Genomic DNA, 25,894 nt, shown 5'->3' on the forward strand with positions numbered 1-25,894 from the left:
TCCGCGGCACGTCCGCCTCCCTGCGGCTGCGGCGGTTTGCGACGGTGCTCGCTCATCGAACGATTACTCCTCGGGCAGGCGCACCCGTGCGCGCCTGGAAACGGCGGCTGGTTTCCGGTCCCCCCGAAGTACGGATGTGGTCGGTTCTGCATTCATCCGTACCGCACCGGGGACGTTGACGCCCCCACGCGTCACTTGGTTCCCGGTGGTGTGCATGCCGCACAGACTACGCACCGTCAAAACCTGCTTAGCCCCGAAGTTCACCCCAAATCAGGCAACTTGATTCCAACGAATCAGTGATGTGACGGCGGTCACCATCTCCCCACTTGTCGCATCCGGAAGGCCGTTCTATCGTCTGGATGTATCGAGTCGATACATCAGCTCGGCATAAAGACCGTCACGGTCGGACAGCGGACAGGAAGGAGGCGACGATGAGCAGACGCTCCGGCATCCTCGAGTTCGCCATCCTCGGCCTGCTCCGCGAATCCCCGATGCACGGCTATGAGCTGCGCAAACGACTCAATACGTCACTCGGTGTGTTCCGTGCGTTCAGCTACGGGACGCTCTACCCCTGTCTCAAGACGCTGGTCGCCAACGGCTGGTTGATCGAGGAGACGGGGAACACCCCCGAGGACGCCCTCACCGCCACCCTCGCGGGACGTCGCGCCAAGATCGTCTACCGGTTGACGGCGGAAGGTAAGGAGCACTTCGAGGAGCTGCTCTCGCAGACGGGGCCCGACGCGTACGAGGACGAACATTTCGCCGCTCGTTTCGCCTTCTTCGGGCAGACGTCACGCGACGTACGCATGCGCGTACTGGAAGGTCGCCGCAGCCGGCTGGAGGAGCGTCTCGACAAGATGCGTACCTCCTTGGCGCGGACCCGGGAGCGCCTCGACGACTACACGCTTGAGCTGCAGCGCCACGGAATGGAGTCCGTGGAGCGCGAAGTGCGCTGGCTGAACGAGCTCATCGAGAGCGAGCGGGCCGGACGGGACCTGAAGGGTCCCGCTTCGGATCGTTCCGCTCAGCAGGACAGCACATCTGGGGAGTCGGGCGGCCTGCCCCGGCTCGGGGGCGCCACCCCCGGGCCGGATCCGTCCGACGAAACCACCACATGAGGTCCAGTCAGGGCCTCACCTCGCACACACAGGGAGCAACCGGAATGGGTTCGGTTCGCGTAGCCATCGTCGGCGTGGGCAACTGCGCCGCCTCACTGGTACAGGGCGTCGAGTACTACAAGGACGCCGATCCGGCGGCCAAGGTGCCGGGTCTGATGCACGTCCAGTTCGGCGAGTACCACGTCGGTGACGTCGAGTTCGTCGCCGCGTTCGACGTCGACGCGAAGAAGGTCGGCCTCGACCTCTCCGACGCCATCGGTGCCAGTGAGAACAACACCATCAAGATCTGCGACGTCCCGAACAAGGGCGTCACGGTCCAGCGCGGTCACACCCTCGACGGCCTGGGCAAGTACTACCGCATGACGATCGAGGAGTCCGACGAGACCCCGGTCGACGTCGTCCAGATCCTCAAGGACAAGCAGGTCGACGTCCTCATCTGCTACCTGCCCGTCGGTTCCGAGGACGCGGCGAAGTTCTACGCCCAGTGCGCCATCGACGCCAAGGTCGCCTTCGTCAACGCCCTCCCGGTCTTCATCGCCGGCACCAAGGAGTGGGCGGACAAGTTCACCGAGGCCGGCGTCCCGATCGTCGGCGACGACATCAAGTCGCAGGTCGGCGCCACCATCACGCACCGTGTGATGGCGAAGCTGTTCGAGGACCGCGGTGTCCGTCTTGAGCGCACGATGCAGCTCAACGTCGGCGGCAACATGGACTTCAAGAACATGCTGGAGCGCGACCGCCTCGAGTCCAAGAAGATCTCGAAGACGCAGGCCGTCACCTCGCAGATCCCGGACCGCGACCTGGGCGAGAAGAACGTCCACATCGGCCCGTCGGACTACGTCCAGTGGCTCGACGACCGCAAGTGGGCCTACGTCCGCCTCGAAGGCCGCGCCTTCGGCGACGTCCCGCTGAACCTGGAGTACAAGCTGGAGGTCTGGGACTCCCCGAACTCCGCGGGTGTCATCATCGACGCCCTGCGCGCCGCGAAGATCGCCAAGGACCGCGGCATCGGCGGCCCGATCCTCTCCGCGTCGAGCTACTTCATGAAGTCCCCGCCGGTGCAGTACTTCGACGACGAGGCCTACGCCAACGTCGAGAAGTTCATCAAGGGCGAGGTCGAGCGCTAGGACCCGCCACCGGTTCGGTCGTCGAGGGTCCCCGGGCATTGCGCCCGGGGACCCTCCTCGTATGTGAGGCTGTGCCCATGGCCGTCGTCCGTGACCTGCGCATCCTCCTGCGCTTCCAGGGCTTCCGGCGCCTGCTCGCCGTACGCCTGCTCTCCCAGGGCGCGGACGGCGTCTACCAGGTCGCACTCGCCGCCTACGTCGTCTTCTCCCCGGAGAAACAGACCTCGGCCGCCGCGATCGCCTCAGCGATGGCGGTCCTGCTCCTCCCGTACTCCCTCATCGGCCCCTTCGCCGGCGTCCTCCTGGACCGCTGGCGCCGCCGCCAGGTCTTCCTCTACGGCAACCTGCTGCGCGCCCTGCTGGCCGCGCTGACCGCCGTCCTGATGGTGAGTCACGTCCCGGACTGGCTCTTCTACGTCTCCGCGCTGTGCGTCACCGCAGTCAACCGCTTCGTCCTCGCCGGCCTGTCCGCCGCCCTCCCGCGCGTGGTCGACGACGAACGGCTGGTCGTCGCCAACTCCCTTTCCCCCACGGCCGGAACACTGGCGGCGACGCTGGGCGGCGGCCTCGCCTTTCTCGTACGGCTGCTGGTCGCGGACACCGACGCCGCGGTGGTGCTGCTGGGAGCGGCCCTCTACCTGTGCGCGGCCCTCACGTCCCTGCGCATGGCCCCCGAACTCCTCGGCCCCGACCAGGCGTTGACCCGGCCCCGCCTCGCCACGGCCCTCGCCGGCACCGCCCGGGACCTGACAGCGGCGGTACGGCACCTCGCCGCGCCGCAGCGCCGGGAGGCGGTCTGGGCGCTCGGCGCGATGACGCTGATGCGGTTCTGCTACGGCGCCCTGACGGTGCTGCTGCTGATGCTCTGCCGGTACGCCCTGTCGTCGACCCCGGACGACGGACTGCGCCTGCTGGGGCTGGCGTTGGGGGTGTCCGGCGCCGGCTTCTTCGTGGCGGCCGTGGTGACACCCTGGGCCGCCGGACGGCTCGGCCCCGGCCGCTGGATCGCCATGTGCGCCGCGGGCGCCGCACTCCTCGAACCGGCCCTCGGCCTCCCGTTCACCACCGTCCCCATGCTGGCGGCCGCCTTCGTCCTCGGCCTGACCACACAGGGCGCGAAGATCGCCACGGACACCATCGTGCAGTTCTCGGTGGACGACGGCTTCCGCGGCCGGATCTTCTCCGTCTACGACGTGCTGTTCAACGTCGCCTTCGTCGGCGCCGCCGCGATGGCCGCGCTGATGCTTCCCCCTGACGGCCGCTCAGCGGTGCTGGTGATCACCGTGGCCATCGTCTACGGAGCGGTTGCGGCGACTATGGCCCACTTTGAGCGCCGGAAAGTGTCACATCCCTGACACGGAGTCCAACCGAGTCTGAGCAGTGTCAGTGGGGGCCGGTAGCTTACGTGCGTCTTACTTCGCACCATGCCGCGTGCCATGCCGCGCCATGCGTCCACGTTCCAGGGGGGACCTCGATGACAACTCCGCCGCCTCAGAGCCAGAACCCATACGCTCAGGATCCGAACCCGTACTCGCAGGGTCAGCAGCCCTTCGGCCAGCCTCAGACGCCGGCTCCCTACCCGCCTCAGGCCCAGTCCCAGCAAGCGCCCTACCCGCCGCAGCCTCAGGCTCCGTACCCGCCGCAGGGCGGCTACCCGCAGCAGCCCGGTCAGCCCGGTTTCCCGCCGCAGGGCGGTGCCCCGGTTCCGCCGCAGCCGAAGCGCAAGTTCAGCTTCAAGATGATCCGGCTCGTCGTCATCATCGTGATCGCTGCCGGCGCGGCCATCTTCAGCTACATATCGAGCCAGGACGACGCCGACACCGCAAAGGTCGGCGACTGCATGCACCGCGGCAGCACCAGCGACACCAACCCGGACCTTGAGGTCGTGAAGTGCAGCGACTCGAAGGCCGAGTACGTGGTGTTGGCCAAGATCAGCGGCACGTACTCCGAGACCGCGGCCGACGCCAAATGCACGGCGGCCGCGAAGGACTTCCAGTACTCGTACACCGAGAGCGGCGACGGCAGTAACTTCCTGCTCTGCCTGAAGGACTACTCGAAGTAAGGCAGATGTGGCGAGGGGCGGTGTCTCATGTTTCACGTGAAACACCGCCCCTGATGCTGTCCGGGGTCATGTTTCACGTGAAACATGACCCCGTTCCACGACCTCAGCTCTCCGAGGCCCACCACCCCTTGAGCGCGGCCACCGCCGCCTCATGCTCCATCGGCCCGTTCTCCAGCCGCAGTTCCAGCAGGAACTTGTACGCGCGTCCGATGACCGGCCCGGGCCTGACGCCCAGGATCTCCATGATCTGGTTGCCGTCGAGATCGGGCCGGATCGAGTCCAGCTCCTCCTGCTCCTGCAGTTGAGCGATGCGATCCTCCAGACCGTCGTACGCACGGGACAGGGCGGCGGCCCTGCGCTTGTTCCGTGTGGTGCAGTCCGAGCGGGTCAGCTTGTGGAGACGGTCGAGGAGCGGGCCGGCGTCCCGGACATAGCGGCGCACGGCCGAGTCGGTCCACTCGCCGGTGCCGTAGCCGTGGAAACGCAGGTGGAGTTCGACGAGATGTGAGACGTCCTTCACCAGGTCGTTGGAGTACTTGAGCGCCAGCATGCGCTTCTTGGTCATCTTCGCGCCGACCACCTCGTGGTGGTGGAACGAGACCCGGCCGTCGTTCTCGAACCGGCGGGTGCGCGGCTTGCCGATGTCGTGCAGCAGCGCGGCCAGGCGGAGGGTGAGGTCGGGACCGTTCTCCTCCAGTTCGATCGCCTGCTCCAGAACGATCAGCGTGTGTTCGTAGACATCCTTGTGCCGGTGGTGCTCGTCGCTCTCCAGCCGGAGAGCCGGAAGCTCGGGCAGGACATGGTCGGCGAGTCCGGTGTCGACGAGCAGCGTCAGTCCCTTGCGGGGGTGCGCGGAGAGGATCAGCTTGTTCAGCTCGTCCCGCACCCGCTCGGCCGAGACGATCTCGATCCGCCCGGACATCTCCGTCATGGCCGCGACGACCTCGGGAGCGACCTCGAAGTCGAGCTGCGCGGCAAAGCGTGCCGCCCGCATCATCCGCAGGGGATCGTCCGAGAAGGACGCCTCGGGGGTGCCCGGGGTCCGCAGCACACGAGCCGCGAGGTCGTCGAGGCCGCCGTGCGGGTCGATGAACTCCTTCTCCGGGAGCGCGACAGCCATCGCGTTCACCGTGAAGTCCCGCCGGACGAGATCCTCCTCGATGGAGTCGCCGTACGACACCTCGGGCTTGCGGGAGGTCCGGTCGTACGCCTCCGACCGGTAGGTGGTCACCTCGATCAGGTAGCCGTCCTTCTGCGCCCCCACCGTGCCAAAGGCGATCCCGACCTCCCACACGGCGTCCGCCCACGGCCGGACGATCTTCAGTACGTCCTCGGGGCGTGCGTCCGTCGTGAAGTCCAGGTCGTTGCCGAGCCGGTCGAGCAGCGCGTCCCGGACCGAGCCTCCGACCAGGGCGAGGGAGAACCCGGCCTCCTGGAAACGGCGGGCGAGGTCGTCGGCGACGGGAGCCACCCGCAGCAGCTCGCTCACCGCGCGATGCTGCACCTGGCTCAGGGCACTGGGGTTGTCTTCGTTGGCGTTCGGCACAACAGAAAAGGGTACGTGGCCCCGGCCATTGAGAGCGCCTCCATTAAATGCGCGCGGACACATCCCCCGATACCAGCGCGATCGATGCCCTTGCGACGTACCTGAGCGCTCACCTTTATACGGGCGCATACGGGACAGCCCGGCGCTGTTCTCCGATCTTGTGGAGCAGACCGCGGCACTTCCCCTCAGCGCGCATCGTTACCATGCGTGGACGCACATTGCGACGACCACTGACGATGACGAGGGACGGGCGAGCGCGTGGCCGAGGCGGCAGACTTCCAGGGGACGTGTCCCTCACCTGCCCGCCGGTGGCTGCGGCGCACCGGCGCACTGCTCGCCGGGGCGCCTCTGCTGGCCGGCCTCCTCCAGTTGTCCGCCGTCTCGCCCGCCGGTGCGGCCGAGCAGACGTCCGCGAAGGCCGCCTCCGGCTCGCAGACGGTGTCCGTCTCCCTGGACACGCTCAGCCCCAGCATCCCCACGGACGGGGACACCCTGACCGTCTCCGGCACGGTGACCAACAACGGCAAGCAGGCGGTCACCGACGCCCATGTGGGCCTGCGCCTGGGCCAGGCACTCAGTACCCGCTCGGCGATCGACAGCGTCGCCAAGCGCACCGACTACGTCCAGGGCGTCGACGGCTCGGAACTCGACGACAAGTACACCGAGCAGTTCTCCAAGCTCACTCCGGGCGTCGCCGAACCCTTCACCCTCTCCGTACCGGTCGACAAGCTGGACCTCGGTGACGACGGCGTCTACCCGCTCGGTGTCTCGCTCTCCGGCCAGACCTCGGCGCAGCCGTGGGAGCAGGTGCTGGGCATCCAGCGGACGTTCCTGCCATGGCAGTCCGACGATGCGGACACGAAGACGAAGACGACGTATCTGTGGCCGCTCGTCTCCAGCGTCCACATGACGGCACAGACGGGTTCCAACGAGCAGCAGACACCCGTCTTCCTCAACGACGACCTGGCCAAGGAGATCGCCCCGGGCGGGCGCCTCGACCAGATGCTGTCGCTCGGCAAGGATCTCGACGTCACCTGGGTGATCGACCCGGACCTGCTGGCCTCCGTCGACGCGATGACCCGCAGCTACAACATCCAGGGCGACGGCGACACCACGACGACGGGCACCCACCAGGCGGTCGCCAAGGCGTGGCTCTCCGAGCTGCAGTCGGCGGTGGCGGACAAGGAGGTCGTCGCCCTGCCCTTCGCCGACCCTGACCTGGCGTCCCTCGCCCACAACGGCACCAGCGTCACCGGCTCGCTGAGCCACCTCAAGGACGCCACGGACGTCGCCGCGACCACCGTGGAGACAGTGCTCCACGTGACCCCGACCACGGACTTCGCCTGGCCGGTGAGCGGCGCTGTGGACCCGTCGATCATCAAGGTCGCCACCTCGGCCGGCGCCGACAAGGTGATCGCCCGCAGCGACAGCCTCCAGGAGACCGGCGGCCTGTCGTACACCCCCTCCGCCGCCCGTCCCATCGGCGGCGGTACGACCGCTGTGGTCGCGGACTCGCGGCTCTCGACGGCGTTCCAGGGGGACCTGACGACGGCCGGGGCCGCCACACTCGCCGAGCAGCGGTTCCTCGCCCAGAGCCTGACGCTCGACCTGCAGACGGACAAGCAGCGCAGCATCGTGGTCGCCCCACAGCGCATGCCGACCGCGAGCCAGGCACAGACGATGGCCGAGGCACTGACGACCCTCCAGGGCAGCACCTGGAGCGAGCCGCAGGATCTCTCTGCGGCGGCCAAGGCCAAGCCCGACCCGAACGCCACCACGAAGATCCCGTCGTCCTCCTCGTACCCTTCCTCGCTGCGCAAGCAGGAGCTGCCGAAGTCGGCCTTCGAGCAGATCGCGGCCACCCAGGACAAGCTCGACAACTTCCGGGTGATCCTCACCGACGAGTCCCGGGTCGTGACCCCGTTCGGGCGGGCCTTGAACCGTGAGATGTCCACGTCGTGGCGGGGACAGGCGGGCGAGGCGGCGAACTTCCGCCAGAGCGTGCTGAACTATCTCGACGACCTCACCAATCAGGTGAAGCTGATCGACAAGTCCGAGACCAAGCTCTCGGGCCGCAGCGCGACCATCCCGGTGACCGTGCAGAACAATCTGGTGCAGGGCGTCGAACACCTGGTCCTACGCCTCACCTCGACGAACCCCACCCGACTGAAGATCGGCGGCAAGGCCTACTTCGAGCAGCGGGTCACGGTGAACGGCGGACACAGCCAGTCGGTGAAGTTCACCACGTCGGCCAACGCCAACGGCAAGGTGGGCGTGACCGCCCAGCTGTATACCGAGGACGGCCAGCAGTACGGGCAGGCCGTCAACTTCGACGTGAAGGTCACCGAGGTCACGGCCACCGTCATGCTGGTCATCGGCGGCGGTGTCCTGCTGCTCGTCCTCGCCGGCTTCCGGATGTACACCCACCGCAAGCGCGCCGTCGCCCGCCAGGCCGAGGAGGGTCCCGACGGACCCGACGACGAGGCGACCGAGGAACCCGGCGGCCCGGAGAACCCCGAGGACCCCCAGGACCGTCTCAAGGAGGAGTCCGGCGCTCCGTCCCGGGCAGACGACCCGGAGCAGCCGAGTGACCCGACACCGGACACCGCACCGGAAAGCGCCGACCCGTCCGGCACGGGTGAGAGAGTGGACCGTTGAGCGATGTCGTGGCCGGTGGGCCCGGGGACGATGAGGTGGGGTAACCATGAACGCGCCGTACGACGGTGACCGCGGTCAGGGCGCGGGCGGCTCGGACTACCCCGAGAGTCCGCCGCCCGAGCACGGCCAGGTGCCGCCGCAGCCCCCCGCGGACATGTACCTCCAAGACGCCTACGACCAGGACCCCTACCGGGCACAGGACCTCTCCGCCCAGGACCCGGTCGCCGAGGCGCTCTACGACCGTGCCGCCCACCCCCCGCCCCCTCCGGGCACGTACCAGCCGCAGCCCCCGCTCTACGCACAGCCGCCCCAGTCCCCGTACGCCCCGGACCCCCGCGTGTGGGCGCAGACCCCGGCCCCCGAGCCGGAGGGCCCGACCCAGTACCTGCCGTACGGCGACGACGCCCGGACGACCCAGTTCGTGGGCGTGGACGACCTGGTGACCGGGGCCGGCGAGGAGTACCACGAGCCGGACGCCTTCGCTCATCTCTTCCGGGACCAGGGCCAGGGCGGCGGACGCCCGCCGATGGACGCCCCGGCGGTCCCCGGCCCGTCCCCGGCACCCCACTCGGGCCAGGCGCCCGTCGCGCCGTCCCCGGCGCCGATGTCCGACGCCACGATGCAGCTCACTCCCACGGCGCCGGCACCCGCGGCCGCTCCCAAGAAGGGTGGGCGGGCCACCGGTCTGCTGAAGTCGAGTGCCGTGATGGCGGCGGGCACGATGGTCTCCCGCCTGACCGGCTTCGTCCGCTCCGCGCTGATCGTCTCCGCGCTGGGTGTCGGCATGCTCGGCGACACTTTCCAGGTCGCCTACCAGTTGCCGACGATGATCTACATCCTGACCGTGGGCGGTGGCCTCAACTCCGTCTTCGTGCCGCAGCTCGTGCGTGCCATGAAGGAGGACGACGACGGCGGTGAGGCGTTCGCCAACCGGCTGCTGACCCTCGTCATGGTGGCGCTGGGCGCGCTCACCGCGCTCGCGGTCTTCGCGGCACCCCTCCTGATCCGTCTGTTGTCCGACTCGGTGGCCAACGACCCGGCGGCCAACGAGGTGGGCGTCACCTTCGTCCGCTACTTCCTGCCCTCGATCTTCTTCATGGGCGTCCACGTCGTGATGGGCCAGATCCTGAACGCGCGCGGCAAGTTCGGCGCGATGATGTGGACCCCGGTCCTCAACAACATCGTCATCATCGTGACGCTCGGCATGTTCATCTGGGTGTACGGCACCTCCGCGAACTCCGGCATGAAGGTCACGAACATCCCGCCGGAGGGCCAGCGACTGCTCGGCATCGGCGTGCTGCTCGGCCTGGTCGTCCAGGCGCTCGCGATGATCCCGTACCTGCGGGAGACCGGCTTCCGGCTGCGGTTGCGCTTCGACTGGCGCGGACACGGTCTCGGCAAGGCCGCGACGCTCGCCAAGTGGACCGTCCTCTTCGTCCTCGCCAACCAGGCCGGCGCGATCGTCGTGTCCCAACTGTCCACCGCCGCGGGCAAGTCCTCGCCCGTCGACGGTACGGGCTTCGCCGCCTACGCCAACGCGCAGCTCATCTGGGGCCTGCCACAGGCGATCATCACCGTCTCCCTGATGGCCGCGCTGCTGCCGCGCATCTCGCGCTCGGCGGCGGAGGGCGACGGAGGAGCCGTCCGCGACGACATCTCCCAGGGGCTGCGCACGACCGCCGTGGCGATCGTGCCGATCGCCTTCGGCCTGCTCTCGCTCGGCATCCCGATGTGCACGCTGATCTTCGGCTCCTCGGGGACCAGTGAGGCCACCAACATGGGCTTCATGCTGATGGCCTTCGCCCTCGGCCTGATCCCGTACTCGGTGCAGTACGTCGTCCTGCGCGCCTTCTACGCGTACGAGGACACCCGAACTCCCTTCTACAACACGGTCATCGTGGCCGCCGTCAACGCCGGCGCCTCAGTGGCCTGCTACTTCGTCCTCCCGGCCCGCTGGGCCGTGGTGGGCATGGCCGCCTCGTACGGTCTCGCCTACGCGATCGGTGTCGGCGTCGCCTGGAACCGGCTGCGCAAGCGGCTGAACGGCGACCTGGACGGCGCGCGCGTGCTTCGGACGTACGCTCGGCTCTGTATCGCCTCCGTGCCGGCCGCACTGCTCAGTGGTGCGGCTTGCTACGGGATCGGACATACGCTCGGCCAGGGGGTCGTCGGCTCGTTCGCCGCCCTCCTGGTGGGCGGTGCCGTACTGCTCGGAATCTTCTACGTCGCGGCCCGCCGCATGCGCATCGAGGAGCTCAACTCCCTCGTGGGCATGGTGCGCGGGCGCTTGGGGCGTTGAGGCGGGGGCACACGCACAACCATCGTCCGCCGCTGTGTGTCGTGCATAGCGGCAGACTGTGGGCACAATTGGTTTCGGCGTCGGACAGCGTGCAACGGATGGGGAGGCAGGAGCGACGGTGGCGGAACGGAGCACGGCTGCCGTCGACGTGGCAGACAACAGCGGCGACGAGCCGCTGACCGCCAAGGCGGACCAGGCCACGGCCGACGGGGTGGCCCAGAACCCGGAGCGGGACACGGAGAGCGACAAGGCACAGGGGAGCGGCGGGATCGAGGAAACCGAGAAGGCCTCGCCTCCCGAACTGCACAGCGGTCACAAGCTCGCCAGACGCTATCGCCTCGAAGAGTGCGTCACCCGTCTGGACGGCTTCAGCAGTTGGCGCGCGGTGGACGAGAAACTCCGCCGTGCCGTCGGCGTCCACATCCTGCCCGCAGACCATTCGAGAGCCCGTTCTGTGCTGGCCGCGGCCCGTTCCTCGGCGCTGCTGGGTGATCCCCGCTTCGTCCAGGTCCTGGACGCCGTGGAGGAGAACGACCTCGTCTACGTCGTGCACGAATGGCTGCCCGACGCCACGGAACTGACGGCGCTTCTGGCCCCCGGCCCGCTGGAAGTGCACGACGCCTACCAGATGGTCAGCCAGATCGCCTCGGCCATGGCCGCCGCGCACCGCGAGGGCCTCGCCCATCTGCGCCTGAACCCGAACGCGGTGCTGCGCACCTCGTCCGGCCAGTGGCGCATCCGTGGCCTGGCCGTCAACGCCGCGCTGCGCGGCATCAGTTCGGACACCCCGCAGCGCGCGGACACAGAGGCGATCGGCGCCCTGCTGTACGCGGCGCTCACTCAGCGCTGGCCGTACGAGAGCGACGCCTACGGCCTGTCCGGGCTGCCCAAGGGCGTCGGCCTCATCGCCCCCGACCAGGTGCGTGCGGGTGTCCACCGCGGTCTGTCGGAGCTCGCCATGCGTGCGCTCGCCAACGACGGTGCCACGGCCTCCCGGCACGAATCGGCGTGCACCACGCCGGAGGAGCTGGTGAAGGCGATCGGCGAGATGCCCCGCATCCGTCCGCCGGAGCCGGCGTTCACCGCACCGCCCGAGTACCAGCGCACGACGTACCAACAGGGCACGTACGGCCGTCCGTCGCCGCCCGGTGCCACCCAGGTTCCGCCGACCCCACCGCCCCCGCTGCAGAGCCGCACCGGCAAGGCCCTCAAGTGGGCCGTGTCCGCGCTGCTGATCGCCGCGCTGGGTCTGGGCAGTTGGCAGCTCGCGGACGCGCTCATGGACCAGGGCAACAAGTCCGAGGACACGAAGCAGACGCAGACCACGGACGGGAACGACAAGGGCGGCGACAAGACCAAGCCGGTCAAGACGCTCGCGATCCAGGGCGCCAAGGAGTTCGTGGCCAAGGGCGACGCGCAGCATCCGAACGACGTCGACAAGACCTACGACGGCGACCCGTCGACCTACTGGCGGACCTCCAGCTTCATAGGGGGCCCGGTGCTCGCGCCGTACAAGCCTGGCGTGGGCATCGTCTACGACCTCGGTTCGGCCCAGAACGTCTCCGCGGCGACCATAGGGCTCTACTACAGCGGCGATCACACAACGGTGAAGCTCTACGCAGCCGACTCGCTGTCGCCCTCCTCGCTGGACTCCATGACGCAGATCGGCACTGTCACGACAACCGGGACCAGTGCCACGGTGAAGGTCACCAAGCAGGTGAAGAGCCGGTACGTTCTTGTCTGGCTCACCGCTCTGCCGCACGCGGACGGCGACCAGTACAGCGACGCCGGCTACAAGCAGGCCATCACCGACGTGAAGTTCACGGGCTGACGTCTCATCGGAGGGGGAGGGGGTCCGATGGCGGAAGGCGCCGGATACGACGGAACGAGCGATCAGGATCTGCTCGCCCGCCATGTTGAAGGTGACCCCGACGCCTTCGGTGAGCTCGTACGGCGGCACCGGGACCGGCTCTGGGCCGTGGCCCTGCGCACGCTGGGAGACCGCGAGGAGGCCGCTGACGCGGTCCAGGACGCCCTTGTCTCCGCCTACCGGGCCGCCCATACCTTTCGCGGCCAGTCGGCCGTCACGACCTGGCTCCACCGGATCACGGTGAACGCCTGCCTGGACCGTGCCCGCAAGGCCGCCTCCAGGAAGACGTCTCCGGTCGACGACACCGAGCGCCTGGAACAGCTCCTTGAACCGCACGAGTCGGCCGCCGCTCCCGCTGAGCGCAACGACCTGCACCGCCAACTGCTGGAAGCCCTGGGCACCCTTCCGCCCGACCAGCGTGCCGCTCTCGTTCTGGTGGACATGCAGGGTTACCCCGTCGCGGAAGCCGCTCAGATGCTCGATGTGCCGACCGGCACGGTGAAGAGCCGCTGTGCCCGCGGAAGAGCGAGGCTGCTGCCGCTGCTCACCCACCTACGGCCGGAAAGAGCCGGTGACGGCAAGGAACCCGGCGCAGGACGGAACCGGGCGCAGGGGACATCCGTCCCACCGGCAGCGGGACCGCGCGATGCGGGTCCCAAGGATGCAGGGCCGAGCGGTTCAACTGCTGTGAAGGGCGGAGGTGGGCGAGCGTGACATCCACGACAGACACGGCCGGGCACCCGGACGTCGCGGAGATCTCCGACCTCACCGAGGGCCTTCTCCCGCCGTCCAGGACAGCGGAGGTACGACAGCATCTGGACGAGTGCGAACTCTGCGCGGACGTCCACGACTCACTCGACGAGATCCGGGGCCTGCTGGGCACCATGCCCGGGCCGCCCCGCATGCCCGCCGAGATCGCCGGCCGTATCGACGCGGCCCTCGCTGCGGAGGCACTGCTGGGTGCCACCACTCCCGAGTCCCTGGCCGCATCGACTTTGGTGACCGCCTCCCGGTCCACGTCCGGCGAGAACAGCGAGGACGGGGAGTACACCGAGGCGCATGTTTCACGTGAAACATCGCCCGCGGCAGCCCGACCGTCTGGACACGCACATGCGGCGACCGGTCCCGGGCGCAAGGATCGTAAGGAACGCAAGGAGCGGAATCGCGGCGGACGTCGCGGAAGGATCGTCCTGGGTGCCGTATTCACGGCGGCCGTTCTGGGAGCCGGCTCTCTGTTCATCCAGTCGCTGGGCGATCACAACTCGTCCGACACAGCCCACGGGAACGCGACCAGTTCCGCGGACACCTTCTCCAAGGGGAAGCTGGAGAGCGAGGTCTCGGGTCTCCTGGCCACCAAGCCGGCCATAAGCCAGGGCGTCAAGAGCGGGGGGCCCTGGAATGCCGCGACGGAACCCGACGGAGCCGAGTCTTCCACCAAGACTCCCAAAATCCTGATCGAACCCTCCGGCTCCATCCCGGACTGCATCCGGCAAGGCGTGGACCGTGGCACCACGGATGTCCTCGGTTACAAGAAGGGCACCTACAACGGGACCGCCGCCTATCTCGTGGTGCTGCCCGACGCTTCCGACAGCAGCCGGGTCACGGCTTACATCGTCGACGCGACCTGCGTGAGCCGACAGACGTCGACTCCTGGCAAGGTCCTTCTGACGCAGTCCTTCGCGCATTCCTGACTCCGGACGGCTTCTCTCCATCCGTCGTGGCGCCTCCCCGCTGCGTGCCGTCTTCGTGTGCCCGGACACAGCGGGAATGCGGGCCCCGTAGGATCCGTTGGGTGGGGTGGAGGCTCTGAGAGGGGCTCCCACCGGTCGTACTGACGCAGTCCAGAGACGAGGAACCAAGCCGTGAGCGACGTCCGAAACGTGATCATCATCGGCTCAGGGCCCGCCGGCTATACGGCGGCGCTCTACACCGCGCGCGCGTCGCTGAAGCCGCTGGTGTTCGAAGGTGCCGTCACCGCCGGTGGTGCGCTGATGAACACCACCGAGGTCGAGAACTTCCCGGGCTTCCAGGACGGCATCATGGGCCCCGAGCTCATGGACAACATGCGCGCGCAGGCTGAGCGCTTCGGCGCCGAGCTGATCCCGGACGACGTGGTCTCCGTCGACCTGACCGGTGAGATCAAGACCGTCACGGACACTTCGGGCACCGTGCACAAGGCGAAGGCCGTCATCGTCACCACCGGCTCCCAGCACCGCAAGCTGGGTCTGCCGAACGAGGACGCGCTCTCCGGCCGGGGTGTCTCCTGGTGTGCGACCTGTGACGGGTTCTTCTTCAAGGACCAGGACATCGCCGTCATCGGAGGCGGTGACACGGCGATGGAGGAGGCGACCTTCCTCTCCCGCTTCGCCAAGTCCGTGACGATCGTCCACCGCCGGGACAGCCTGCGTGCCTCCAAGGCGATGCAGGAGCGCGCCTTCGCCGACCCGAAGATCAAGTTCGTCTGGGACAGCGAGGTCGCCGAGATCGAGGGCGACCCGAAGCTCGCCGGCCTCAAGCTGCGCAACCTGAAGACCGGGGAACTCTCCGACCTCGCGGTGACGGGCCTGTTCATCGCGATCGGCCACGACCCCCGCACGGAACTCTTCAAGGGCCAGCTCGACCTGGACGGAGAGGGCTACCTCAAGGTCGAGGCTCCCTCGACCCGCACCAACCTGACCGGTGTCTTCGGCGCCGGTGACGTCGTCGACCACACCTACCGCCAGGCCATCACCGCTGCCGGTACGGGCTGCTCCGCTGCTCTGGACACCGAGCATTTCCTTGCCGCCCTCGCGGACAAGGAACAGGCAGAGCCCGCGAAGACCACCGTCTGACCCCCATCCTCCCCACCGCACGATCAAGTTAAGGAGCCCGCCGTGGCCGGCACTCTGAAGAATGTGACCGACGCTTCCTTCGACGAGGACGTACTCAAGAGCGACAAGCCCGTCCTGGTGGACTTCTGGGCTTCCTGGTGCGGCCCGTGCCGTCAGATCGCTCCGTCCCTCGAAGCCATCGCCGCCGAGCACGGCGACCAGATCGAGATCGTCAAGCTCAACATCGACGAGAACCCGGCCACGGCCGCCAGGTACGGCGTCATGTCCATCCCGACCCTGAACGTCTACCAGGATGGCGAGGTCGCCAAGACCATCGTCGGTGCCAAGCCGAAGGCTGCGATCCTTCGCGACCTCGACGAGTTCATCGCCGCCAAGTGATGTTTCACGTGAAACCGTGTTTCACGTGAAACATGAAGGGGCCGACTCTCCGGAGTCGGCCCCTTCGCGTTAGAGCGGTCGAAGCGCTGGTTCCTTCTGTACGGCTCCCAGTAGCCGGTCGAGCGCCATCTCCACGTCTTCCTTCCAGGAGAGCGTCGTGCGCAGTTCCAGCCGCAGCCGTGGATAGGCGGGATGCTGACGGACCGTCTTGAAGCCCACGGCGAGCAGATGGTCGGCAGGCAGCACGCAGGCGGCCTCTTTCCCGTGGGCATCGCCGAAGGCCTCGATCGCCTTGAAGCCCCGCCGCAGCAGATCCTTGGCGACCGTCTGAACCATGACCCGACCCAGTCCCTGCCCCTGGTAGCCCGGCATGATGAACGACGTCATCAGTTGTACGGCGTCCGGTGACACGGGGCTCGTGGGAAACGCCGTCGAGCGGGGGACGTAGGCCGGGGGCGCGTAGAGGACGAAGCCCACCGGCACGTCATCGACGTAGACCACCCGCCCACAGGAGCCCCAGTCGAGTAGGACGGCGGAGATCCAGGCTTCCTTCTCCGAGGCTGCCGTGCCCGCCTTCAGCGCGGCTTGCCCGCTGACGGGGTCCAACTCCCAGAAGACGCACGACCTACAGCGCTTGGGAATATCCGGGAGGTTGTCCAGCGTGAGCGGTACGAGCCGACGCCCCATGAAGGCTGATCCTCGCTTCCTTCGCCCGCAGCGTCGCGGGCGGCTGTCAGAGCGCTGCGTTCCCTGAGCAGACTGCCGACGAACCCGCCGACCGCCCCCAGGCCCAGACCCGCGCTCACCAGTCCGGTGCGGCTCACCGTTCGCATGGCCCCTGCCTCCCCTAAGAGGTGCTGCCAGGTGGATGCGCCATACCCGAACGCATCGTATCCATGATGTGATTTCATCGATACCGCCAGAAAGCAAAGAGCGGGCCGCGTTCCGGTACACACCGGACACGGCCCGCTCTGCTGGTCGGACGAACAGAAACCATGCCGAAGGCAGGACGGCTCAGGCCTCGTCCTCCGCGTCGTCGTCCAGCAGACTCCGCTGCAGGACCGGTCCCTCGCCCGGAGCCAATGAACCGAGGATCCGCTCAAGGTCCTCCATCGAGGCGAACTCGACAGTGATCTTGCCCTTCTTCTGGCCCAGGTCGACCTTCACCCGGGTCTCGAAGCGGTCAGAGAGACGCGTGGCGAGATCGGACAGCGCCGGGGAGACCAGGGCGCCGGCCCGCGGTCCCTTGGAGCGCTGAGCAGTCTGGGGCCGCGAACCCATCAGGGTCACGATCTCCTCGACGGCCCGCACCGAGAGCCCCTCGGCCACGATCCGGTGGGCCAGGCGGTCCTGCTCCTCCGAGTCGTCGACGGAGAGCAGTGCCCGTGCATGACCGGCGGAGAGGACTCCGGCGGCGACACGGCGCTGGACCGACGGCGAGAGCTTCAGCAGACGCAGGGTGTTGGAGACCTGCGGACGCGAACGCCCGATGCGGTCCGCCAACTGGTCGTGCGTGCAGTTGAAGTCCTTGAGCAACTGGTCGTAGGCAGCCGCCTCTTCGAGCGGGTTCAACTGCGCGCGGTGCAGGTTCTCCAGCAGTGCGTCCAGGAGAAGCTTCTCGTCGTCCGTGGCCCGCACGATCGCCGGGATCGCCTCCAGGCCCGCCTCACGGCAGGCCCGCCAGCGCCGCTCGCCCATGATGAGCTCGTAGCCCGTCGGAGAGATCTGCCGGACGACGACGGGCTGGAGGAGGCCGACTTCCTTGATGGAGGTGACGAGTTCCTGCAGCGCGTCCTCGTCGAACACCTCACGCGGCTGACGCGAGTTCGGTGTGATGTCGTCGAGCGGCAGCTCGGCGAAGTAAGCACCGACGGGCGGCGCCGGCATCTGCGGGATGCCGTACGACGATTCCTCTGTCTCGTACGAGACCGGCGGCAGCGTGGTGACCTTCGCTGCGGCCACCCCTCGGTCGCCGGTGATGACCGGAACAGCCGTGGGGGACGCGGAGCCCACCGCGGCCGGTGCCACCGTCTTCTCCCCGGTCGGGGCTGCGGGGATCAGTGCGCCGAGCCCACGGCCCAAACCCCTCCGTCGCTCGCTCACTGGATACCCTCCACCATGCTCTGGTCGCTCTGAGCGCCGATGTGCGCATGCGGTGCGTCGTAGCTGACGCCCACACCCTTCAACGCGATTTCCCTTGCCGCCTCAAAGTAGGAGAGGGCACCGCTCGATCCGGGATCGTAGGTCAGTACCGTCTGCCCATAGCTCGGTGCCTCGGAGATACGGACGGAGCGGGGAATGCTCGTCCGCAGCACCTCGTCGCCGAAGTGGCTGCGCACCTCGTCCGCGACCTGGGACGCGAGACGCGTCCGGCCGTCGTACATGGTGAGCAGGATGGTCGACACATGCAGGTTGGGGTTGAGGTGCCCCCGCACCAGGTCGACGTTGCGAAGCAACTGCCCGAGGCCTTCCAGCGCGTAGTACTCGCACTGGATCGGGATGAGGACCTCCGCACCGGCGACCAACGCGTTGACCGTCAGCAGGCCGAGCGAGGGCGGACAGTCGATGAGGATGTAGTCCAGCGGCTGCTCGTAGGCCTGAATCGCCCGCTGCAGTCTGCTCTCGCGTGCCACCAGGGACACCAGCTCGATCTCCGCACCGGCGAGATCGATCGTGGCAGGGGCGCAGAAGAGACCCTCGACATCGGGAACCGGCTGCACGACCTCGGAGAGAGGCCTGCTGTCGACCAACACGTCATAGATGGAAGGGACTTCCGCGTGGTGATCGATCCCCAGTGCCGTGGACGCGTTGCCCTGTGGGTCGAGGTCGACCACCAGAACACGGGCACCGTGCAGTGCCAGCGAAGCGGCAAGATTGACGGTCGTCGTCGTCTTGCCCACCCCGCCCTTCTGGTTGGCGACGACCATGATGCGGGTCTGCTCGGGACGTGGCAGGCCTTCGCCGGCACGACCTAGAGCTTCTACCGCCAGTTGGGCAGCACGACCGATGGGAGTGTCGTCCATAGGGGGCGGTGTTTCACGTGAAACATCCTCCCCCATCGACTCGGTACGGGGACCGGGGACCGGATCGGTCATCGGTCCCGCGATGTTGGCGTCGGACCGCAAGGATTCACTCTCCTCGACTTCAGGCTCGCAATGAACAGAGCCTCCCATGTCTTCAGGGTCGTGAACCAGTGAGGCCTGTTGTTCTGTGGAGAATTCCACCTCTGTGGACAACTCCGTGACCTCTCCGAGTGATCCGAGAGGCTTCCGATCGCGGGGTTCAGCCGCGCGGCTGCGGCTGATGATGCCGTGGAGCAGTGAGCGACGTTTCACGTGAAACACGATGCACAGCAGCCGAGGCCGAACTGTCGCGACACTCCGGCATGTATAGGTTTGGCAGCTTGTGTGGAGTAAGTTTCGTCGTCAGGACGGATCAGCGACGCGCTTCACGTGCCGACACCGACGCATCTCACGCGCTGAGGCCGACCCGCCTCAGGCACTGAGACACCCTCAACGACGCCGCCGAGTACGCCCCGTACGAGCCGCCTTGGCTCGCTTCGCCGCGAAGCGAACCCCGCCGGGGCTCTCTCCTACCTCGACACGAACCACCGTGGACAGCGGATCCACGATGCCTTCGCCGACCTGCAGGATGGACGTCTCCACGGCTCCGAGCTTGCTCAGTACGGTCGCCGCACTCTTGAGCTCCTCCTCGGCCGTGTCCCCCTTGAGGGCGAGCATCTCGCCGTAGGGACGCAGCAACGGGATGCCCCAGGTGGCCAGTCGCTCCAGCGGAGCCACGGCCCGGGCCGTCACCACGTGGACCGGTTGAAGGGTGCCCATGACCTCCTCGGCGCGCCCCCGCACGACGGTGACGTGGTCGAGGCCCAGGAGTTCGACGACCTCGGTGAGGAAGTTCGTACGGCGGAGCAGTGGTTCGAGCAGGGTGATCTTGATGTCCTCGCGGACCAGGGCCAGGGGAATGCCCGGGAGGCCGGCACCGGAGCCGACGTCGCAGACCGTCACTCCGTCCGGCACGACCTCCGAGAGGACCGCGCAGTTCAGCAGGTGCCGTTCCCACAGGCGGGGCACCTCACGTGGGCCGATCAGGCCGCGCTGCACACCCGCGTCGGCGAGCAGCTCCGCGTATCGGACCGCGTCCTCGAAGCGATCGCCGAACACCTCGCGCGCCTGCTCGGGCGCGGGGGGAAGCTCCGCTGCCTCCGTCACGGGGGACCGTCCTTCCGTACCGCAAAAGCGCATTGGGCGCTGATCACCAGGACCACCAGAACTACAGGACTATCAGGCTGACAAAGTTCGGCCCCGTCTGCTCAACAGACGGGGCCGGTGGAACGTCGGGACCGATCAGGCGGGAAGTACGACGACGAAGCGCTGCGGCTCCTCGCCCTCCGACTCGCTGCGCAGTCCCGCGGCCTTGACCGCGTCGTGCACTACCTTGCGCTCGAACGGCGTCATCGGGTTCAGCTTCACCGGCTCGCCGGTGTTCTTCACGTCGGCCGCGGTCTTGGCACCCAGCTCGGAGAGCTCGGTGCGCTTCTTGGCGCGGTAGCCCGCGATGTCCAGCATCAGCCGGCTGCGGTCCCCGGTCTCCCGGTGCACGGCCAGGCGGGTGAGCTCCTGGAGTGCTTCCAGCACCTCACCGTCACGGCCGACGAGCTTCTGGAGGTCGCGGCCGCTGCTGTCGCTGATGATCGAGACAGCGGCGCGGTCGGCCTCGACATCCATGTCGATGTCGCCGTCGAGATCGGCGATGTCCAGCAGACCCTCGAGGTAGTCCGCCGCGATCTCGCCCTCCTGCTCCAGGCGGGACAGGGTGTCTGCACCCTCGGCAGCGGCGGAGGTGGTGGTGCCTTCCGTCACGGGATGGACTCCTTCTTACTTCTTGGACGGGGACTTGGGCCGCTGCGGACCCTTGCGCTGTCCGGACTGGGCCTTGCTGCGGGTGCCGCCGGCGGGCTTCGGGGCGGGCTTCTTCGCGGCGGTGGCGGGCTTGGCGTCCTCGGGCTCGTCCGACTTGCTCAGCGAGGTCTTCGGCTCGTCGGCGTCGTCGGCCGCGTTCTCGGCATTGTCGTCGGCGGCCTTCGCGGCGGCGGACTGGCGCTGGGCCTTGGTCTGCCGCTTGGGCTGCTGACGCCTGGGGGCGGCCGTGGTCGGCGTACCGTCCTCGGACTCCACAGCCGTGTTCTCGCCCTTCACCACAGTGCCGTCCGCCTGGGCCACGAGGCCCACCTTGGTGAGGCTGTTGACGAACTTGCGCTCGAACTCGTTGCGGTCACGGCCCTTGGAGACGATCGCCTTGACGATGGCCCGCTCGCCGCGGCTGCGGGTCTTCTCGTGGTGCGTGACGTGCTTGGTGAGTCGCTCCAGGTAGGCGGCCTGGGCCTTGGAACCCGGGGTCGGGTTGTTGCGGATGACGTACATCTGCTGGCCCATGGTCCACACGTTGGTGGTCAGCCAGTAGACGAGGACACCGACGGGGAAGTTGATGCCGAAGATGGCGAACATGACCGGGAAGACGTACATCAGCATCTTCTGCTGCTGCATGAACGGCGTCTTCACCGTGGTGTCGACGTTCTTCGTCATGAGCTGGCGCTGCGTGTAGAACTGCGACGCCGACATCATCACGATCATGATCGCGGTGACGACCCGGACGTCGGTCAGCGTGGCACCGAGCGCCTCGACCTTGCTGCTGCCGTCCGTGAACTTCGCGGCAAGCGGGGCGCCGAAGATGTGCGCCTTACGCGCGCTGGCGAGCAGCGAGTCGTTGATGACGCCGATCGTCGAGCCCGTCGCGATGCCGTTGAGCACGTGGTACAGGGCGAAGAAGAACGGGGACTGCGCCAGGATGGGAAGGCACGAGGAGAGCGGGTTGGTACCCGACTCCTTGTACAGCTTCATCATCTCTTCGGACTGACGCTGCTTGTCGTTCTTGTAGCGTTCCTGGATCTTCTTCATCTCGGGCTGCAGGGTCTGCATGGCCCGGGTCGCCTTGATCTGCTTCACGAAGAGCGGGATCAGACAGATGCGGATCAGGATCACCAGGGACACGATGGACAGGCCCCAGGCCCAGCCCGTGTCGGGACCGAAGACCTTCCCGTACACCGAGTGGAACTGGACGATGACCCAAGAAACGGGTGTCGTGATGAAGCTGAAAAGACTGGCAATCGTGTCCACTAATCATGCTCCTTGGGCATGGGACGGTGTCTCTGCGGCCGGGCTCGAAGGACTCAGCCCTTCAGTGGCCGTTTCGGCGGCGGAGGTCCCGCCCTTGTCTGCGCGCCGTGCGCCCCGCAGCATCTCGTGCCACCTAGGGCGCTTGCGCGGCGGGACATGGTCCACGCCGCCGAGCGACCACGGATTGCACCGCAGGATGCGCCAGGCCGTGAGCGCGGTGCCCTTGATCGCGCCGTGCCGGTCGATGGCCGTATAGCCGTAGTGGGAGCACGACGGGTAGTACTTGCAGACCGGCCCCAGCAGTGGACTGATCGTCCACTGGTACAGCTTGATCAGTGCCAGTAGTGGGTACTTCATCGCGCGCCCCCTCCCAGCAGCCGCTGAACGGCGGCATCCAGGTCTTGGGCCAGCTTTGCATGGTCGGCGTCGCCCGCTCCGGGCAGCGCTCGTACGACTACCAGGCTACCGGGGGGAAACAGGGCGACTCGCTCGCGCATCAGATGGCGAAGTCTGCGCTTCACCTTGTTGCGCACCACGGCGCCGCCCACTGCCTTGCTGACGACGAAACCCGCACGCGTCGGGGGAGCGCTCTCCCCTGGCGCGTGCGGGTCCGTGGCACCGCTACGAAAGTGGACGACGAGAAGCGGGCGGCCGGCCCGGCGACCCCGTCGTACCGCGGTCGCGAACTCTTCGCGCCGCCTCAGCCGATGCTCGGTAGGCAGCACGACGTCATGACCTGATCGGGATCAGGCGGACAGGCTGGCGCGACCCTTGCCACGACGGTTCGCGAGAATCGCGCGACCGGCACGGGTACGCATCCGCAGGCGGAAGCCGTGGGTCTTGGCCCGGCGACGGTTGTTCGGCTGGAAGGTGCGCTTGCTCACGAGGGGGCTCCAGAAATAAATCGGTGGTGGCGGGTGCCGTCCTGGCTGTCACCGTGCGCCCACGAGTAGCTCGCAGTTACGCCCGAGTGCACCGCTTCCCGATCACCTCGAAGTGATCTGTGCCCATCGGAGGCAGGCGGCAGCAGCCATCGACAACTCGACCTGGTCACGGTACGCGGGGCTACGCCATCCGGTCAAACCAAGGGTCACGAGGAGACACTATCCACAGGCTGGGGACAACAACTTGAACCGCAGCCGTCGCCCTGACTACCGTGGCTGGACTCCGATTCGTTCCTTTGTCCCCCGCCCCACACCTTTTTCCCGAGCGCCCCACCCGATGTACATCCCGTCCGTCCGCGAACCACACGTTCGTGGGACCCGTGAGAGAGCGTGCCCTGTGGCTGACGTACCTGCCGATCTTGCCGCAGTGTGGCCACGAGTGCTGGAGCAACTTCTCGGTGAGGGGCGTGGGCAGGGTGTCGAGACCAAGGACGAGCACTGGATCCGGCGTTGCCAACCCCTGGCACTCGTGGCAGACACCGCCTTGCTCGCCGTACCGAACGAATTTGCGAAAGGCGTGCTCGAAGGCCGCCTCGCGCCGATCGTCAGCGAGACCCTGAGCCGCGAGTGCGGCCGACCGATCCGTATCGCGATCACCGTCGACGACTCCGCCGGCGAGCCCCCCGGCCCGCCGGCACCCCCTGCCCAGCCCCAGCGTCGCTACGAAGAACCCGAGCAGAGCCGCGACCCGTACGAGGGCGGCTACGGCCGGCACCGCGCCGAGCCGCTCCCCGGCGGCCCGGGCGACCAACTGCCCACCGCCCGCCCCGCCTACCCGTCGGAGTACCAGCGCCCCGAGCCGGGCGCCTGGCCGCGGCCGGCGCAGGACGACTACGGCTGGCAGCAGCAGCGACTCGGCTTCCCGGAGCGCGATCCGTACGCCTCGCCGTCGCAGGACCAGTACGGACCGCCGTCCCAGGATCAGTACGGGGCGCCGGCGAAGGACAAGTACGGCCCGCCCCAGGACTCGTACCAGTCGCAGCAGGACCCGTACGCGCCGCCGACGCAGGACTACCGCCCGCAGTCGATGGAGCGTCCGTCGTACGAGCAGCAGCGCGCGGAGTACGAGCAGTCGCGGGCCGAGTACGAGCAGTCCCGCGCGGAGTACAACCAGCGCGACGCGCGCCGCGACCTGTCCGACTCGCGTTCGTCCTCGAACTCCGGTCATGTGCACCGCGGCGGTCCGGGGTCGCCGGGACCGCTGGGCTCGAAGCCCGCGCCGGCGGCCGGCCCGGGCGAGCCGACCGCACGCCTGAACCCGAAGTACCTCTTCGACACGTTCGTCATCGGTGCCTCGAACCGCTTCGCGCACGCGGCCGCGGTCGCCGTCGCCGAGGCGCCCGCGAAGGCGTACAACCCCCTTTTCATCTATGGGGAGTCGGGGCTCGGCAAGACGCACCTGCTGCACGCGATCGGGCACTACGCGCGAAGCCTGTACCCCGGCACGCGCGTGCGGTATGTCAGCTCGGAGGAGTTCACCAACGAGTTCATCAACTCCATCCGCGACGGCAAGGGCGACAGCTTCCGCAAGCGGTACCGCGAGATGGACATCCTTCTTGTCGACGACATCCAGTTCCTCGCGGACAAGGAGTCGACGCAGGAGGAGTTCTTCCACACGTTCAACACGCTCCACAACGCGAACAAGCAGATCGTGCTCTCCAGCGACCGGCCGCCCAAGCAGTTGGTCACCCTGGAGGACCGGCTGCGGAACCGTTTCGAGTGGGGACTGATCACCGACGTCCAGCCGCCCGAGCTGGAGACCCGTATCGCCATCCTTCGTAAGAAGGCGGTGCAGGAGCAGCTCAACGCCCCGCCGGAGGTCCTGGAGTTCATCGCCTCCCGCATCTCGCGCAACATCCGCGAGCTGGAGGGGGCGCTGATCCGGGTGACGGCGTTCGCGTCGCTCAACCGGCAGCCGGTGGACCTCGGTCTCACCGAGATCGTCCTCAAGGACCTCATCCCGGGCGGCGAGGACTCGACACCCGAAATCACCGCGACGGCGATCATGGGCGCGACCGCCGACTACTTCGGCATCACGGTCGAGGACCTGTGCGGCAGTTCGCGCGGCCGCCAGTTGGTCACGGCCCGGCAGATCGCCATGTACGTGTGCCGCGAACTGACCGACCTCTCCCTGCCGAAGATCGGCGCGCAGTTCGGCGGCCGCGACCACACCACGGTCATGCACGCCGACCGCAAGATCCGCGCACTGATGGCCGAGCGCCGCTCGATCTACAACCAGGTCACCGAACTGACCAACCGCATCAAGAACGGCTGACAGCAACGGAGTTACGACGCCGAAGGGCGCCCAGGGATCTCTCCTGGGGCGCCCTTCGGCTTGCCGGGAGCCGGCCGGGACGGGGCGCTCGGAGGGAGACGGAAAGTCCTGCGGCGGGCGCCGGGGAGAGGAGCCCGAAGGGTGTCCTGGGAGGAGTTCCCGGAGGCGTCCGGAGGCGATCCGCAGAGGATTCCCAGGAGGCGTCCCACCAAGCGGTGTAGCCGGTCAGCCTTCGCGGTTTCGCCGCTTCGCAGCTCGCGACCGGGTTCGGCCAGGCATCCCGGGACCGGGGAACCCGCACCGCCCTGACTGGCTCGCGCGGCGGGAGCCGATGGTGCAGCCGGGCCGGCCGATCACAGGTCCTCCGGACCGCCGCGATCCAGGTGACTGCGCGACGTGGTGGGACGCCACCGATTCCCAGCCGGTCCGGCGCCGCTCAGTGCCGAGAGAGCACCGCTCCCCAGTCTCCCCGGAGGTGCTCCGGAGAGATCCGGAGTCGCTTTGAAGCAATCCGAGGCTCGTCCAGGCCCTCTCCAATGCCGATCCCAGCCCCTCCGTAGCCCTTCTTGAGGCGCTCCGCAGCCCCTCGGAG

At 67.9% G+C, this 25,894-nt stretch carries 22 protein-coding genes; 12 read left to right on the top strand and 10 right to left on the bottom strand.

Translation table 11 applies throughout. The annotated features are described in order from the left end of the window. Positions 1-431: 431 nt before the first annotated feature. From OG223_RS26850 to OG223_RS53985, 4 genes are all read left to right on the top strand, one after another. Entirely contained in the window at positions 432-1,118 is a 687-nt protein-coding gene (locus OG223_RS26850) for a PadR family transcriptional regulator (protein WP_019055135.1), read from the top strand. A 44-nt stretch (positions 1,119-1,162) separates the two neighbouring features. Next, the gene (locus OG223_RS26855) at positions 1,163-2,245 is read left to right on the top strand and encodes an inositol-3-phosphate synthase (RefSeq protein ID WP_019055136.1); all 1,083 of its coding nucleotides are present in this window, start codon (positions 1,163-1,165) and stop codon (positions 2,243-2,245) included. Between the two features lie 77 nt (positions 2,246-2,322). After that, positions 2,323-3,600 carry an MFS transporter gene (locus OG223_RS26860; RefSeq protein ID WP_329253663.1) on the top strand — a complete coding sequence of 426 codons (1,278 nt, stop codon included), beginning with the start codon at positions 2,323-2,325 and terminating at the stop codon, positions 3,598-3,600. 383 nt (positions 3,601-3,983) lie between these two features. After that, the gene (locus OG223_RS53985; RefSeq protein ID WP_443073745.1) at positions 3,984-4,307 is read left to right on the top strand and encodes an LppU/SCO3897 family protein; all 324 of its coding nucleotides are present in this window, start codon (positions 3,984-3,986) and stop codon (positions 4,305-4,307) included. A 103-nt stretch (positions 4,308-4,410) separates the two neighbouring features. On the opposite strand, the gene OG223_RS26870 is transcribed toward OG223_RS53985, so the two are convergent. Next, entirely contained in the window at positions 4,411-5,853 is a 1,443-nt protein-coding gene (locus tag OG223_RS26870; protein WP_329253668.1) for a CCA tRNA nucleotidyltransferase, read from the bottom strand. Between the two features lie 258 nt (positions 5,854-6,111). Between OG223_RS26870 and OG223_RS26875 the strand changes: the two genes are divergently transcribed. The 7 genes from OG223_RS26875 (at position 6,112) to trxA (ending at position 15,889) form a co-directional block, all read left to right on the top strand. Next, positions 6,112-8,511, top strand: a complete 2,400-nt coding sequence (locus OG223_RS26875; protein WP_329253671.1) for a DUF6049 family protein — start codon at positions 6,112-6,114, stop codon at positions 8,509-8,511. Positions 8,512-8,557: 46 nt separating this feature from the next. Further along, on the top strand, positions 8,558-10,810 hold the full coding sequence (murJ, locus tag OG223_RS26880) for a murein biosynthesis integral membrane protein MurJ (protein ID WP_329253674.1): 2,253 nt from the start codon (positions 8,558-8,560) through the stop codon (positions 10,808-10,810). Between the two features lie 118 nt (positions 10,811-10,928). Continuing rightward, positions 10,929-12,641, top strand: a complete 1,713-nt coding sequence (locus tag OG223_RS26885; RefSeq protein ID WP_329253677.1) for a protein kinase family protein — start codon at positions 10,929-10,931, stop codon at positions 12,639-12,641. Between the two features lie 27 nt (positions 12,642-12,668). Continuing rightward, positions 12,669-13,394 carry an RNA polymerase sigma factor SigM gene (gene sigM / locus OG223_RS26890; protein WP_329253680.1) on the top strand — a complete coding sequence of 242 codons (726 nt, stop codon included), beginning with the start codon at positions 12,669-12,671 and terminating at the stop codon, positions 13,392-13,394. After that, on the top strand, positions 13,391-14,371 hold the full coding sequence (locus tag OG223_RS26895) for an anti-sigma factor family protein (RefSeq protein WP_329253684.1): 981 nt from the start codon (positions 13,391-13,393) through the stop codon (positions 14,369-14,371). Before sigM ends, OG223_RS26895 begins: the two co-directional genes overlap by 4 nt. Before the next feature lie 171 nt (positions 14,372-14,542). After that, positions 14,543-15,511: a thioredoxin-disulfide reductase gene (trxB, locus tag OG223_RS26900; protein ID WP_329253688.1), complete on the top strand. Its 969-nt coding sequence runs from the start codon at positions 14,543-14,545 to the stop codon at positions 15,509-15,511. A 42-nt stretch (positions 15,512-15,553) separates the two neighbouring features. Continuing rightward, complete coding sequence (gene trxA / locus OG223_RS26905) at positions 15,554-15,889, top strand: thioredoxin (protein ID WP_329253691.1); 336 nt, start codon at positions 15,554-15,556, stop codon at positions 15,887-15,889. 69 nt (positions 15,890-15,958) lie between these two features. Here trxA and OG223_RS26910 read toward each other — a convergent pair whose 3' ends face one another. From OG223_RS26910 to rpmH, 9 genes are all read right to left on the bottom strand, one after another. Then, the gene (locus OG223_RS26910; RefSeq protein ID WP_329253695.1) at positions 15,959-16,576 is read right to left on the bottom strand and encodes a GNAT family N-acetyltransferase; all 618 of its coding nucleotides are present in this window, start codon (positions 16,574-16,576) and stop codon (positions 15,959-15,961) included. A gap of 327 nt (positions 16,577-16,903) precedes the next feature. Further along, a complete protein-coding gene (locus tag OG223_RS26915) occupies positions 16,904-17,992 on the bottom strand; it encodes a ParB/RepB/Spo0J family partition protein (RefSeq protein WP_329253698.1) in 1,089 nt (362 codons plus the stop codon). Further along, on the bottom strand, positions 17,989-19,062 hold the full coding sequence (locus tag OG223_RS26920) for a ParA family protein (RefSeq protein ID WP_078532690.1): 1,074 nt from the start codon (positions 19,060-19,062) through the stop codon (positions 17,989-17,991). The genes OG223_RS26915 and OG223_RS26920 overlap by 4 nt, the downstream gene beginning before the upstream one ends. 339 nt (positions 19,063-19,401) lie before the next feature. Then, a complete protein-coding gene (gene rsmG / locus OG223_RS26925; RefSeq protein ID WP_200676824.1) occupies positions 19,402-20,118 on the bottom strand; it encodes a 16S rRNA (guanine(527)-N(7))-methyltransferase RsmG in 717 nt (238 codons plus the stop codon). Positions 20,119-20,253: 135 nt separating this feature from the next. Further along, positions 20,254-20,769, bottom strand: a complete 516-nt coding sequence (locus OG223_RS26930; protein WP_200716169.1) for a Jag family protein — start codon at positions 20,767-20,769, stop codon at positions 20,254-20,256. Between the two features lie 15 nt (positions 20,770-20,784). Next, complete coding sequence (gene yidC, locus OG223_RS26935) at positions 20,785-22,083, bottom strand: membrane protein insertase YidC (RefSeq protein ID WP_329253705.1); 1,299 nt, start codon at positions 22,081-22,083, stop codon at positions 20,785-20,787. A 3-nt stretch (positions 22,084-22,086) separates the two neighbouring features. After that, a complete protein-coding gene (yidD, locus tag OG223_RS26940) occupies positions 22,087-22,440 on the bottom strand; it encodes a membrane protein insertion efficiency factor YidD (RefSeq protein WP_019073355.1) in 354 nt (117 codons plus the stop codon). Further along, positions 22,437-22,808, bottom strand: a complete 372-nt coding sequence (gene rnpA, locus OG223_RS26945; RefSeq protein WP_329253708.1) for a ribonuclease P protein component — start codon at positions 22,806-22,808, stop codon at positions 22,437-22,439. The genes yidD and rnpA overlap by 4 nt, the downstream gene beginning before the upstream one ends. 21 nt (positions 22,809-22,829) lie before the next feature. Then, positions 22,830-22,967 carry a 50S ribosomal protein L34 gene (gene rpmH / locus OG223_RS26950; RefSeq protein ID WP_006381191.1) on the bottom strand — a complete coding sequence of 46 codons (138 nt, stop codon included), beginning with the start codon at positions 22,965-22,967 and terminating at the stop codon, positions 22,830-22,832. Positions 22,968-23,364: 397 nt separating this feature from the next. On the opposite strand from rpmH, the gene dnaA reads away from it, so the two are divergent. Continuing rightward, entirely contained in the window at positions 23,365-25,302 is a 1,938-nt protein-coding gene (dnaA, locus tag OG223_RS26955; protein WP_329253711.1) for a chromosomal replication initiator protein DnaA, read from the top strand. Positions 25,303-25,894: the final 592 nt, after the last annotated feature.

Source organism: Streptomyces sp. NBC_01478 (assembly GCF_036227225.1).
Lineage (GTDB): Bacteria > Actinomycetota > Actinomycetes > Streptomycetales > Streptomycetaceae > Streptomyces.